Raw genomic sequence first — 14,023 nt, 5'->3', positions numbered from 1 at the left:
TAACCTTATTATAACTTCCAGAATCTAAGCCCTATCCAACCATTTGCTAGCAAAATGCCAGCTATCAGCAGTAAAGATAAGGCAGTCAGGATAAGAATACTTTGTTTATACCGGCTCGTTATAGTTTTTAATTTTTTAATAAGTACCAAGGCATTTATTAAGGTAGAGATGCCAAACAAGGTTAACCCCATAAAAATTGAAATTGATGTTGCAGAGGGTACACCAAGCTTAAAAAGTAGGTAACTGTTGTTATAGATATGCATAAATGCATAAATGCCCCAACTTAATAAAACCAAGCTGAGCATGGGTAGAATGAAAAAATGTAGTGACTTCGGCTTTTGCCTTTTAATGAGGATATAACCTATAGCAATTATCCCAGAAAAAACAGCGTATAACCCAAAAACCAGAGCCAGGATGATCATAATAAGCCAGCTGAATGCTTTTGATAGAGGTACTTTTTCGGTGTAATGTTTATTGACGATCATGACTTTTTTACCTTCGGCATTAATGGCAAAAGCGATCTCGGCCTGTGTCCCCCATCTTTCTCGGAAAACCAAAGGAGCAGTTTGTATCAGTTGGTGCGTTCGCCCTAAAATATTGTATTGTAAGGTATCGTTCTTGATCTCAACCTTAAGCAGCAACAGTCGATCTGCAAAAGCCAGTAAATTATACCTAGGATCCTCTTTTTGGTAATAACCTAGGTATGGTCTAAGCTCTTTTTTATTTAAGGGGATGCTAGTTAATGGTTCTGATTTTTTAGTGTTGGAATATTTGTCAATTAGGTACTGGTTGATTAGGGTTTCGATACTTCCCAGACCGTTGGCATTCGATGAAAGTACGAAACCATATCCCAACTTCCTATTGTATCTGTAGCTGGATTTGCAGGTGCCTATGGTGCCATCATGCCCCCTGTTTGTCCCAAAATCTTCATTTCCCAACGCATATCCCGTCATTAACCCGGCAGTCGCTCCTATAGAACTGGTTGGACTTTCCATAAGTTCAAAGTTTTTTTTTGATAGTAAGCGACTGTCAAGGTTGATCAGGGATTGCAGGAATATATTCATTTCATCTGCCGAAGACCATAAGGAGGCTGCGGCACCGGGCAATAACGTTACTGAGGGCACTTCTTTGAGCTGACCTGAAGCACTTGAATATTCCCTAGTGTCGAGAAAGGGCATCCTGCTCCAGGTGTTAAAATTGGATACAGTCATACCTAGAGGGAGTAGAATGCTTTCTTTTAGGTATTGATCGTATTCCGTCCCACTGAACTTGCTAATGATATAGCCAAGGATAGCATAATTTACATTGCTGTAAGTATAGCGCTCTGAAGGTCTCCAGCGGCAGACCATTGATGCCTTTTGTTCTAACATCATTTCTTCAGAGCTATACTGCCGGCGTTCAAGGGTATACATTTTATTGAATTTGAAATCATCAAAGCCTGTGGTATGTTCGAGTAGATTCACCAACCTTACGGGGTATGTGTTTTCCCAGTTGTTTGTAAATGGGACCTCTGGGGCAAGATATCTTAGCCGGTCGGTTAGATTTAGCTTGCCTTGCTCTACTAACTTTAGTATCGCTATGGCTACGAACGACTTGGTAATGGAACCCATACGAAACAAGGTTTTGCTGTTTACAGCCCTCTTGTTTTTCAGGTCTGCATAGCCAAAACCACCTGAGAACAGTACACTATCTTTGGTAACGATACCCAGCATAAGACCGGGGATGTTCCGTTTACGAACAATGTTCCGAATGGAATCTGTTAGTTGGGCTATGGAATTGGGCCTGAGTCTGGGCTGGCTGCTTGAGCTTATACAGCTCAGTACGCAGATCAATAGGGTGAAGAAAGTTTTCATTGCTGTTTTTATCCGAATATCAATTAATTGGCTTATATCAAGAGAAGACGGGGACGGATATGACCAAAGGGGATGCAGACGATAAAAAAAATGGGACGAAACGTTTGTCCACAGAATAACTATTTTGATCACTTTTTAAAGGTCATTGAACTTCGTTGATCTAATAGTTAATTTAAATGTTGGATATTTGATCTATGGAAATAGGAAAACACACATTCTCAAATATCTTTAAACGGGGAATAAAGATACATGTGATGTTTTTATCAGGTTTGTTTTTGATACTAGCTGTCATCACAATACAAAGTCCGGATTATAAACAGGTGGCTCCAAAGGCAATTCTGGTGTACCTGCTCATGGTGGCTTGTTTGTATTCGGGTAGGTGGCTTGGAAAGCAGTCTCCGAAGAAAATAAGATGGGTGTTTTTGGTACTACTTTTTTGTCTCCTAACAAGCTTTTTTTCTTTGATAGGTATATTTGGGATGGCTTATCTCCTTGGGTATAAAGATGGGGCAGATGTATCAGGATACGTGGTCATTACGACCTTATTGGTCATTCTTCATCTATTTGCAGGTGCGATCATTGCGATCATCAGGATGCTGACACGACAGCAAATTAATGAGAGCAGAATACTTCAGTATCAGGCAGAAACAGAATTGAATTTACTGACCAGTAAACTTAGTCCTCATTTCCTATTCAATACGTTAAATAACCTGTATGGTTTGTCGCGGGAAGAGCATACGAAGGTACCGGAATTACTGCTTAAGCTTTCTAACTTACTCAGTTACACCTTATATAGTTCGGATGAGCCATTTGTTAAATTGAAGGAGGAAGTAGATTGTATCCAGAATTTTATTGCACTGGAAAAGATAAGAATAGGGAGTAGATTGGTTCTGGAGGTCAATATTGGAACGTATGATCCAACCATCAACATTGCACCCATGGTGTTGATTGTTTTTGTTGAAAATGCGTTTAAACATGCCAAAAGCGCGGTCTATGGTCCAATAAATATATTTTTGAAACTATGGACCGATGTGGACTTTCTTCATTTTGAGATTGAGAATACAATGACAGCCCAGTCAGAAATTTCAGAAGATAAACCTTCCGGTATTGGGCTGGCTACAACGATAAAAAGATTAGATTTGTTGTACGGCAAAGCTTATCATCTGGAACATGGTGGGAAGGATAGCCGTTATTTTGTGAAATTAAAGACTCCTGTAAATGCAGCCTATTAAATGTTTAATTGTTGATGATGAGCCCATTGCCAGGAATCTGCTGATAGATTATTGTAGCTATTTAAGTGTGCTTGAGGTTGTTGAGGTATGTGAAAATGCTTTCGAGGCACGTGAATGTTTAATGAACCGAAAAATTGACCTTATTTTCCTTGACATCAATATGCCTTTGCTAGATGGGATCGGTTTCTTAAAAACCATTAAAAATGTGCCACGGGTTATTTTTACTACAGCATACCGGAAGTTTGCCGTAGCAGCTTTCGATCTCGCGGCCTGCGACTATCTTGTTAAACCATTTTCGTTAGACCGGTTTATTCAGGCGGTTGATAGAGTAAAAATGGATTGACGCCCGAAAAGCAAGAAATGTCTAACGATATTGGGTATATTTTGGTTAGAGCAGAAGGCATAACCTATCAAGTGAAATTGGAAGAAATAATTTTTGCTGAAGCTAAGAAGAACTATACCCATCTATTCGGAGATTCCAGGGTACTTAAACCAAAGCTTGCCCTGTCGGAAGTTGAAAAGTTACTTCCGCCGGCACAATTTATTCGTGTGCACCGCTCTTTCATTATTAATAAAGAGAAAATTAAACATATCGATGGTAATAGCATTTATGTTGATAAACATGTAATCCCGCTGGGTGGGAGTTTTAGGGAAGGTTTTTTAAAAAAAATTGGGGCAATAGATTAATTTCATTGAAAAAGTCATAAAATACTGTATCTCCGTCTATTTCGTTGCGTTAAAAGCTACACTTTAACATCCTGTACGGTTATGCCCGTCAGATTTTGCATGGTTTGCATAACTCAACCTCCGGATTGGACATAATAGTTAATTAAAAGTAGCCACCATTAAAATGCGTTTAAATGGATAAAATACTGGTGCTTCCTGGAAATTATGGGCTAATCCTGTTTTGTATGTTGCTATAAAATCTGTTTTTAACTTTTCAGGTAACTTTTCCAGGTATGGAATGAGTGCGGTGCCCGAAACCCAGTCGAACAATGCCGCAGTATCCTTCAAAATATGGGGGTATACTTTTTCAAAAACAATAATTTCTGAACCGCCATGATCAAAGAGTAGGTTTGCGTAGGATTCGATGTTTAGGACAGGAACACTTCTTATCCAGCCGTTCAATGCAGAGCAGTATGGTTCCTGTTGGGCCAGTGTACGTATAAACCGATGTGTAAAATGATCCTGATTGGAAGGAACCTGAACCACCAGCTGTCCACCTGGCTGCAGCATAGTTATAATGGTTGGTATCAGGGTCTCATGATTTTCCAGCCATTGTAAAGCTGCATTGGAGAAAACAAGATCGTATTTTAGACCCTCTTTAATCTGCTGTTCAATACTGCGCTGCTCAAAATTCAATTGGTTAGTTTTAAAGGTTTTGGCTTCTTTCAGCATTTCTGAAGAAGCATCAATGCCCAGTACTTGTGCAGTTGGCAAGTGATCTGTAAGCTGACGGGTCAGTTCACCTGTTCCACAACCCAAGTCAATTACATTTAGACCTGGCCTTACATTTATCAATGCCAGCAAGTCGTAAAATGGCGCAAAACGTTCCTGCTTAAACTTGTTGTATACTTCCGGGTTCCAGGGCATAATCTTGCTTTTAAAGGCAGTATGAAATACAAAGTAAAAAGAATCTATGGTAATTTAATGATGCCAGGCAGAATTATGTAAACTATTCGCATAATCCTGTAAAAATATCGCACGCCATGTGAACTATCTTTGTATAGTTAAATAAATACGACATGAACAAGAATGTAGAAACAATTTCGATGCCGGTGCTTGGAATGACCTGTGCAGCCTGTGCCGTTAGTATTGAATCTATGATAGCCGCCCAGGAAGGGGTAGACAAAGCTGCTGTTAATTACGCTACACAAACGGTACAGGTGAGCTATCATCCTGATGTGATACAGCCGGATGCTATGCAAAAAGCAGTTCAGTCTATTGGTTACGATTTAATTGTAGCGCAGGAAGGTGCTGCAGCATTACAGGAAGAGGCACAAAAGAACAATTACACCACACTTAAAAAAAGAATGGTCTGGTCGCTTATCCTTACCATTCCTGTGGTGATCATCGGTATGTTCTTTATGGATATGCCTAATGGTAATTATTATATGCTGGCCTTAACCACACCGGTGCTGTTCATTTTTGGCAGAAATTTCTTTATTAATGCCTGGAAACAGGCAAAATACGGAAAAGCGAATATGGATACCCTGGTGGCCCTAAGTACCGGTATTGCCTATCTTTTCAGCGTTTTTAACACTTTCTATCCCGAATTCTGGCACAGCAGGGGCTTACACCCACATGTATATTTTGAGGCTGCGGCAGTGGTAATTGTATTCATCATGCTGGGAAAACTGCTGGAAGAAAAGGCAAAATCAAATACCTCTTCGGCGATTAAAAAGCTGATAGGCCTGCAGCCTAAAACAGTTATTGTAATTACAAAAGACGGGGAAAAGGAAATTGCTGTTGCCGATGTACATGTTACTGATCAGATACTGGTACGTGCGGGAGAAAAGATCCCTGTAGACGGCGAGGTATATGAAGGAGGCTCTTATGTTGATGAAAGCATGATTACCGGTGAACCTGTTGCAGTAGCTAAAAAAGTGGGCGATAAGGTGTTTTCCGGAACCATTAATCAGAAAGGTAGTTTTAAATTTAAGGCAGAAAAAGTAGGTGGTGAAACCATGCTGGCCCAGATCATAAAACTGGTACAGGATGCACAGGGTTCTAAAGCACCCGTACAGAAGCTGGTAGATAAAATTGCAGGCATATTTGTACCTATAGTTATTTTAATTGCCATTATTAGCTTAGGTGCATGGCTGTTGTTTGGTGGCGAACATGCTTTTACACAGGGCTTACTTGCCATGGTTACCGTATTGGTTATTGCCTGCCCTTGTGCGTTGGGCCTGGCAACACCTACGGCAATTATGGTGGGTATTGGCAAGGGTGCAGAGCACGGGATATTAATTAAAGATGCTGAAGCACTGGAACTGGGCCATAAAGTAAATGCCATTATTTTAGATAAAACAGGGACCATTACTGAAGGCAAGCCGGAAGTAACGCATTTGGAATGGGCAGACGGAAAGGATAAAGAACTGTTGCAAAGTGTATTGATTGCTTTAGAACAGGCTTCAGAACATCCATTGGCCGAAGCCATTGTGCGTAAGCTGAAAACAGATGGTGTAAAAGGGTCTGCGGTAACTGATTTTGAAAGCCTGACAGGTAAAGGTGTTAGCGCAGTATTTGAAGGAGAAAAATACTGGGCAGGAAGCCATAAGATTTTAAAAGATCAGCAGATACAGGTGCCGGAAGCATTGCAGACAAAAGTTGATGAGCTGCAGCAGCTGGCACAAACGGTCATTTATTTTACCAATACAACACAAGTACTGGCCATGGTAGCTATTGCCGATCAGATCAAATCAGGTTCAGCCAAAGCAGTGAAAGCTTTAAAGGGCGCAGGTATTGAAATATATATGCTTACCGGTGATAACCAGCAAACTGCGGCATCGGTCGCCGGGCAGTCGGGAATTGATCATTTTAAGGCCGAAGTATTGCCATCGGACAAAGCTGATTTCGTAAAGGAGCTGCAGGCGAAAGGAAAAGTAGTCGCAATGATAGGGGATGGGATCAACGACAGCCAGGCATTGGCCCAGGCCGATGTTTCGATTGCGATGGGTAGAGGCTCGGATATTGCCATTGATGTGGCTAAGATGACATTGGTATCTTCCGATCTGCAGCAGGTACCTAAAGCTTTACGCTTATCAAAGCTTACCGTTAAAACCATCCGTCAGAACTTATTCTGGGCATTTATTTACAACCTGATCGGCATTCCGATTGCTGCGGGACTGTTGTATCCGATCAATGGGTTCTTATTGAACCCCATGATAGCCGGTGCGGCAATGGCACTTAGTTCAGTATCGGTGGTAGGAAACAGCCTGCGGCTGAAGCTGGCAAAACTGATATAATTTATACTCAGGATGATGAGCACCTTACTGGAATGATAAAAAAATGGTGCTTAACAAGAATATCAAACAACAACAATAACATAAATTAAGAATAATAAACATCATGGAAACACTAAAATTTAAAACAAATATCAAATGCAGCGGATGTATTGCAACCGTGACCCCTTTTTTAAACGACATTCCGGAGATTGCCAAATGGGAAGTTGATACCGATAATCCGGAGAAGATCCTTACTGTTGAAGCAAGTGACAACCTGGATGCCGAAACCGTGGTAAATACATTGAAAAAGGCAGGCTATGTAGCAAAAGAAGCGTAAGTTGCGCTTATAACGAAAATAGAACTTATAATACGATATAAAAAAAGTACGGAATTATATAAAAATATATCCGTACTTTTTTCAATCTTTGATGAATAATGAAAAGGACACTGCTTACCATACTTGCCATTTTTTACCTGGGTGTATCCAGCGGAGCAAGTGTGCACTTTCATTATTGTATGGGAGAACTGGTAAGCTGGGGACTGGAAAAACAATCCCGCAAGGTTTGCGATTTTTGTGGAATGCCAAAATCGGCAGCTAAAAAGAAATCCTGCTGCAAAGATGTTGAACAACAGGTTAAGGTTGAAAAATCCCAAAAAGTAAGCCAGACCGTTTATAAATTTGATCAGCTTTCAACAGCAGTCACCCTGCCTGAATTGTTTGCTGTTCAACAGGCGCCCGTACCTGTAAAAATTACCAGGGAAGCATTAAGCAATGCTCCGCCTGAGGGAGAGCGTATCCCTGTTTACCTAAAAAACTGTACCTACAGAATATAATACCCTCTTTCTTTGTTAATGCATGACACGTTCGTGTCCTGATTATGGTTTGCCATAATCTCAAAATTTATTTACAATTTTTCTTAAAAACAATCTTTATGAACTTATTTAGAATTCTTTCGGTAGTCGTGTTGACTTTCCTTGGCAGTGCTGTATTTGCACAATCTAAAACAGAAAAAATCAAAGTAGCAGGTAACTGTGGTATGTGCAAAAAAAAGATCGAAACTGCACTTAAAGTAAATGGTATAAGTACGGCAGACTGGAACAAAACTACAAAAGTGCTGACAGTAAGTTACGACTCTACAAAAATCAGTAACGATCAGATCCAGCAGAAAGTTGCAGCAGCAGGTTACGATACCCCTAAGTTTAAAGCGCCAAAAGAAGCTTACGAAAAGCTTGACGACTGCTGCCAGTACGACCGTACAGGTAAAGCAGGAGAAACACATTAACAAAAGAAAGAGGGTTATTTATATAACATTATTATAAATGGTACATAAAATTATAGAATGGTCGATGCGTAATCGCTTTATTGTGTTGGTGCTGTCGGCAGGCCTGTTTATATGGGGGCTATTCTCTGTACAAAAGAACCCGATAGATGCCATTCCCGATCTTTCGGAAAACCAGGTCATTGTGTTTACCGAATGGATGGGGCGGTCGCCACAGCTGATAGAAGACCAGGTTACTTATCCGCTGGTTACCAACCTGCAGGGTATCCCTAAAATCAAATATGTCAGAGGATCTTCCATGTTTGGGATGAGCTTTATCTATGTCATCTTTGAAGATGATGTAGATGTATACTGGGCCCGTGAGCGGGTGATGGAGCGGATCAGTACAATCTCAAAAACATTGCCGGAAGGGGTTGCTCCACAGCTGGGTCCTGATGGAACAGGTGTAGGACATGTATTGTGGTACACCCTCGATGCTCCGGGTACGGACTTGGGCGAACAACGTGCCATACAGGACTGGTACGTAAAATTTGCCCTGCAAAATGTGCCTGGTGTAAGTGAAATTGCTTCATTTGGTGGTTTTCAGAAACAGTACCAGATCAGCATAGATCCCAATAAGCTTTTGTATTATAAACTTTCTGTACCTCAGGTAATTGCTGCTGTAAGGAGTAATAACAATGAATCGGGAGGACGGAAGTTTGAGATGAGCGATATGGGCTATATCATCAAAACCTCTGGCTATCTTAAATCATTGGATGAAATAGCCAATATTCCGGTTAAGAACCAGAATGGTACACCCATAAAGATCGCTGATCTGGCTACGGTACAGATGACCGGTGAAACCCGGCTGGGCATATTTGACCAGGATGGGGAAGGGGAGCGGGCCGGTGGTATTGTGGTGATGCGCTATGGCGAAAATGCTGCCGAGGTGATAGACCGTGTAAAGGCAAAAATGAATGAGGTGGCAAAAGGGCTGCCTAAAGGGGTAAAGTTTGATATTGTGTACGACAGAGGTGAGCTGATTAAGGAATCGGTAGCCTCTATTAAAAATACGCTGATAGAGGAGATGATCGTTGTATCACTCATTGTATTTATCTTTTTGTTCCACTGGCGCAGTGCTTTGAGTATCATTATACAGATCCCGATTACTATAGCAGCCAGTTTTATTCTGCTCAATGCTTTCGGTATTTCGTCGAACATCATGTCACTCACAGGTATTGCGCTGGCCATCGGGGTAATTGTTGACAATGGCATTATCATGAGTGAAAATGCGTATAAACATCTGGCAGAGCGATATGAATTGTGGGAAAAGGACCAAAATAAAACGACAACATTATGATAACCTGGTTTAAAAATATATTTAAGAAATCGCCCGACTGGATTACTGAAGAAGACCGTCTTGCGGTGATCACGAAATCCAGCAAGCAGGTTTCAAGGGGCGTGTTCTTTGCAACCGTCATCATCATTACCTCTTTTTTACCGGTTTTTATGTTAACCGGGCAGGAAGGTAAACTGTTTCATCCGCTGGCTTATACCAAAACATTTGTCATGATTGTGGATGCCCTGCTGGTGATTACCCTGGCACCGGTACTCATTTCTTTCTTTATGAAGGGGAAATTTAAACCAGACAGTGCTAATCCGGTAAACCGGTTTCTGGAAAAGATCTACGAACCCATCATCAGAACAGTATTGAAATGGAGAAAAACAACCATAGCTGTAAATGTCATTGCTTTATTGATTACCATCCCACTACTTAAAAACCTGGGTACAGAGTTTATTCCGCCACTGGATGAGCAGAGTATCCTGTTTATGCCGGTAACCTTGCCGGATGTATCCAATGCTGAAGCAAAGCGGATTTTGCAGGTGCAGGATAAGATCATTAAATCGGTACCCGAGGTAGATAAGGTATTGGGAAAGGCCGGCCGGGCAAATACTGCTACGGATAACTCGCCTATCAGCATGATTGAAACCATTATTACACTGAAACCAAAAAGTGAATGGCGCAAAGGTATTACCAAAAAAGACATCGTTACAGAACTGGATGCCAAATTGCAGATACCCGGCGTGGTAAATGGCTGGACACAGCCCATCATTAACCGTATCAATATGCTGGCTACAGGTATCCGTACAGATGTGGGGATCAAAGTGTTTGGCCAGAACCTGGATACCATAGCTGCAGTATCTGAAAAGGTAAAGACTGCACTGGAAGGTACACCCGGGGTAAGCGATCTTTTTGTAGAGCCAATCACCGGAGGTAAATACTTGTCTATCAATATTAAAAGAGATGAGCTGGCGCGTTATGGCTTAAATGCAGATGATGTAAACCAGGTGGTAGAGAGTGCTTTGGGTGGTGCGACCGTTGGCAATACCATTGAGGGCAGGCAGCGTTTTTCTATCAGTGTGCGCCTGGCACAGGAATACCGAAACAGCGTAGAACGCATTCAGCGTATCCCTATAACTTCGCCCAGTTTTGGCGAAGTTCCTTTGTCTGCCGTAGCAGAGGTGAAATTTGAGGATGGCCCACCGATGATCAGCTCTGATAATGCAATTTTGCGTGGTGCAGTGATGTTTAATGTGCGTGACAGGGATTTGGGTAGTACCGTTCAGGATGCCATGGAAAAGCTGAATAAAGAAAAAGGGGTACTGCCTGAAGGTTATTTTCTGGAGTGGAGTGGGCAGTATGAAAATCTGATCAGAGGGAAACAAACGCTGATGTGGATTGCACCTGTAGTGCTGGTGATCATCTTTTTCTCACTGTATTTTGCTTTCCACTCTGTGAGAGAAGCTTTTTTAAGTCTGATCACTGTTCCTTTTGCCCTGATAGGCGGGGCATATATGATCTATTTCTGGGGTGTAAACTTATCCGTTGGTGTGGCGGTTGGTTTTATTGCCCTGTTTGGGATTGCTGTGGAAACCGGGATTGTGATGGTAATTTATCTGAATGATGCCATGCAGCAGCTGATCAAACTCAAAGGTAACTCGGGTGAAACGATTACTAAAGAAGATCTGAGGGAATATGTGATCCATGGTGCTGCAAAAAGGTTAAGGCCAAAGCTGATGACGGTTTGTGTATCACTATTTGGCCTGGTGCCTGTGCTTTGGGCAACCGGTGTAGGGGTAGATGTCATGCAGCCTATTGTTTTGCCAATGATAGGTGGGGTGCTTACTTCTTCAACACACATTTTACTGGTTACCCCGCTCATCTTTTTAATGTCAAAAGAGTATGAATTGAGGAAATATGGAAAACTGGAGGTGCACGATGTACATCATTAAAAAAATACTATGGATTTTATTGCTGCTGCCGTTTTATACAATAGCGCAGCAACGACAGCCTGTACTTTCGCTGGATACCATTTTGCAGCGGATAGATAGAAATAACCTGCTGCTGCAATCGTACGGCTTAAAAGCGGAAAGCTATAAGCATACGGCAAAAGCTGCAACAGCCTGGATGGCACCCATGGTGGGTGTGGGGACGTTTATGACGCCATATCCGGGACAGATGTTGATGGACGACAGGGATAAAGGTTCGGTAATGGTACAGCTGGAACAAGACATACCGAATCAGGTTAAGCTGAATGCCAATAAGCGTTATATTGAGTCGAAGGGCAAGGTGGAAAATGAAACCCGTGGCGTAACATTAAACGAATATAAAACCCAGGCCAAACGTCTGTATTTTGGCTGGCTGGTGGCGCTGCAGAAAATCAGGATTTTACAAGAGAACCAGAAGATTATGGAGATGATGAAGAAGATCGAGGAGATCAGGTATCCCTATAACCAGTCGAAATTAGGCAGTGTGTACAAAACTGCTGCAAAGCTGGAAGAGAACCAGAATATGATCCGGATGCAGGAAGGTGATATTGCAAGGGCAAGTGCCTGGTTAAACAGCCTGATGAATGTGCAGGGGAATACCCGTTTTACTATTGATACTGCTTACCAGCCCAGCTTTGTGCCAGCTGCGGCCATTGATACGGCAAGCCTGGCAATGACCCGTAACGACATCAAAAAAATGGATTACCGTATACAGTCTATGCAGCTCAATATTGAGGCCATGAAAAAACAGAGCAGACCTGATTTTAAATTGAGGTTCGACCACATGTCGCCTTTAACCAATATGATGCCTAAAGCCTTTAGTGTAATGGGCATGGTGAGCATTCCGATAGTGCCTTGGTCATCCAAAATGTATAAATCAGAAGTGAAAGGCATGGAATATGAGATACAGGCTATGGGTAAGGAAAAAGCTGCGATGCTGCAGGAAACCCAGGGCATGCTGTATGGTATGCAGTTCGAGATCCAATCAATGGAACAGCGTATTGCAGCAACGGAAAACAAGATCATCCCGACCTTGCAAAAAACACTGGATGTTAGCTTTTTAAGCTATCGCGAAAATAAGATGGAGCTGCCGGAAGTAATTGGCGCGTGGGAAGCGCTGACCATGATGCAGACCAATGTACTTGACGAGAAACTGAAACTTTATTTAATGATTGCAGATTATGAGAAAGAACTTTATCGCTAAGCCCCTGCTGATGTGTTTGGTACTGGTTGCTGTTCTGCTGGTAAGTGCCTGTAACCGCAAAAAAGTAAAGCATGATGCAGCTGACGATCCTGCCATTGTAAAAATAGACAGTAACCTGTCTCATTTGTTAAAACCTTCAAATGAGCAGGTGGTAGCCAAATTACCTGTAATTAAGGCCGATTATGGTACAAAGATATTTACTGAGGAAGTACAGGGCCTGGTAAATTACGATACCCGTAATGAAAAAAGCATTGCCAGCAGGGTAAGTGGCAGGATAGAACGTTTACTGATCAAATACAATTATCAGCCGGTTAAAAAGGGACAGTTGATTATGGAAGTTTATTCGCCTGATCTCGCTGCAGCACAGCAGGAACTGTTGTTTTTGAAAAACTCAGAAAAAGATCCGGCCCTGTTAAATAGCGCTATACAACGCTTAATGCTTTTGGGAATGAATGCTGCTGCGGTCAATCAGCTACTGAAAACAGGAAAGATAAATTACCGCATTCCGGTATACAGCCATGCAAATGGTTATATACTGGAAAAAAATGCTGCTCCGGTTGTTGCTGCCCCATCCCCGACTGGGGGAAGTAACGGATCTTCAGATAGGATGGCTGGAATGGGTAGCGCCGCTTCAACAACTGGTGCTACCATTAGTAGACCATCAACCCCGGCCAGTACCCCTCTGCTATTGCGTGAAGGACAATATGTAAGTGCGGGACAATCACTATTTACTATTTACAATGCTGATCGCCTGGTGGCCGAATTTTCGTTGAAGCCTGCATTGGCTGCATTGCTAAAAAAGGGGCACCGGTTTGTATTTTATAAAAACAACGAAAAAAATAATATGGAGACGGGAGCCATTGGCTTAATCCAACCTGTATTTAAAGACGGAGATAATTTTACCATTGCCCGGGTGTACCTGCATAAGCCCAGTTTCAGGGTAGGCGAATTGCTGACTGCAAGAATCCCTGTATTGCTACCAAAATCATGGTGGCTGCCGGAATCAGCCCTGGTATCTTTAGGAAATAAAAGAATCGTATTTAAAAAAGAAGGCAATGTTTTTATCCCTAAACAGGTTGATGCCGGGATCACCATTGGAGGGATGGTACAGGTTAAAACCGATATCAGTAACTGGCCTATCAGTAAAAATGCAGCTTATCTGGTAGACAGTGAAAGCTTTATAAAAATATCACAATAG

General features: G+C 41.9%; 13 protein-coding genes. 11 read left to right on the top strand and 2 right to left on the bottom strand.

The annotated features are described in order from the left end of the window. Positions 1–8: 8 nt before the first annotated feature. Positions 9–1,853, bottom strand: a complete 1,845-nt coding sequence (locus tag PHEP_RS15215; protein WP_015808868.1) for a serine hydrolase domain-containing protein — start codon at positions 1,851–1,853, stop codon at positions 9–11. Positions 1,854–2,332: 479 nt separating this feature from the next. On the opposite strand from PHEP_RS15215, the gene PHEP_RS15205 reads away from it, so the two are divergent. From PHEP_RS15205 to PHEP_RS22295, 3 genes are read left to right on the top strand one after another with little or no spacing between them, the layout of a single operon-like run. After that, positions 2,333–3,085 (top strand): sensor histidine kinase, encoded by a 753-nt coding sequence (locus tag PHEP_RS15205; protein ID WP_162141660.1) that lies wholly within the window; start codon positions 2,333–2,335, stop codon positions 3,083–3,085. Further along, positions 3,072–3,428 (top strand): LytR/AlgR family response regulator transcription factor, encoded by a 357-nt coding sequence (locus tag PHEP_RS22300; RefSeq protein WP_049772270.1) that lies wholly within the window; start codon positions 3,072–3,074, stop codon positions 3,426–3,428. The genes PHEP_RS15205 and PHEP_RS22300 overlap by 14 nt, the downstream gene beginning before the upstream one ends. A 17-nt stretch (positions 3,429–3,445) precedes the next feature. After that, complete coding sequence (locus PHEP_RS22295) at positions 3,446–3,772, top strand: LytR/AlgR family response regulator transcription factor (RefSeq protein WP_202901250.1); 327 nt, start codon at positions 3,446–3,448, stop codon at positions 3,770–3,772. Positions 3,773–3,910: 138 nt separating this feature from the next. On the opposite strand, the gene PHEP_RS15195 is transcribed toward PHEP_RS22295, so the two are convergent. Then, complete coding sequence (locus PHEP_RS15195) at positions 3,911–4,678, bottom strand: methyltransferase domain-containing protein (RefSeq protein WP_015808866.1); 768 nt, start codon at positions 4,676–4,678, stop codon at positions 3,911–3,913. A 152-nt stretch (positions 4,679–4,830) separates the two neighbouring features. Here PHEP_RS15195 and PHEP_RS15190 point away from each other — a divergent pair, with 152 nt between their 5' ends. From PHEP_RS15190 to PHEP_RS15155, 8 genes are all read left to right on the top strand, one after another. Beyond that, complete coding sequence (locus PHEP_RS15190) at positions 4,831–7,053, top strand: heavy metal translocating P-type ATPase (protein WP_015808865.1); 2,223 nt, start codon at positions 4,831–4,833, stop codon at positions 7,051–7,053. Positions 7,054–7,156: 103 nt separating this feature from the next. Further along, entirely contained in the window at positions 7,157–7,369 is a 213-nt protein-coding gene (locus PHEP_RS15185; protein WP_015808864.1) for a heavy-metal-associated domain-containing protein, read from the top strand. 98 nt (positions 7,370–7,467) lie between these two features. After that, positions 7,468–7,866, top strand: coding sequence for an HYC_CC_PP family protein (locus tag PHEP_RS15180; protein ID WP_015808863.1), 399 nt, complete (start codon positions 7,468–7,470; stop codon positions 7,864–7,866). A gap of 98 nt (positions 7,867–7,964) precedes the next feature. Continuing rightward, entirely contained in the window at positions 7,965–8,315 is a 351-nt protein-coding gene (locus tag PHEP_RS15175; protein WP_015808862.1) for a heavy-metal-associated domain-containing protein, read from the top strand. Positions 8,316–8,352: 37 nt separating this feature from the next. Continuing rightward, positions 8,353–9,651: an efflux RND transporter permease subunit gene (locus tag PHEP_RS15170; protein WP_015808861.1), complete on the top strand. Its 1,299-nt coding sequence runs from the start codon at positions 8,353–8,355 to the stop codon at positions 9,649–9,651. Then, on the top strand, positions 9,648–11,585 hold the full coding sequence (locus tag PHEP_RS15165; RefSeq protein ID WP_015808860.1) for an efflux RND transporter permease subunit: 1,938 nt from the start codon (positions 9,648–9,650) through the stop codon (positions 11,583–11,585). Before PHEP_RS15170 ends, PHEP_RS15165 begins: the two co-directional genes overlap by 4 nt. Beyond that, entirely contained in the window at positions 11,572–12,825 is a 1,254-nt protein-coding gene (locus PHEP_RS15160; protein ID WP_015808859.1) for a TolC family protein, read from the top strand. The genes PHEP_RS15165 and PHEP_RS15160 overlap by 14 nt, the downstream gene beginning before the upstream one ends. After that, positions 12,803–14,023 (top strand): efflux RND transporter periplasmic adaptor subunit, encoded by a 1,221-nt coding sequence (locus PHEP_RS15155; protein ID WP_015808858.1) that lies wholly within the window; start codon positions 12,803–12,805, stop codon positions 14,021–14,023. The genes PHEP_RS15160 and PHEP_RS15155 overlap by 23 nt, the downstream gene beginning before the upstream one ends.

The organism is Pedobacter heparinus DSM 2366, assembly GCF_000023825.1.
Taxonomy (GTDB): domain Bacteria; phylum Bacteroidota; class Bacteroidia; order Sphingobacteriales; family Sphingobacteriaceae; genus Pedobacter; species Pedobacter heparinus.
This window is presented reverse-complemented; position numbering and strand designations above follow the sequence as displayed.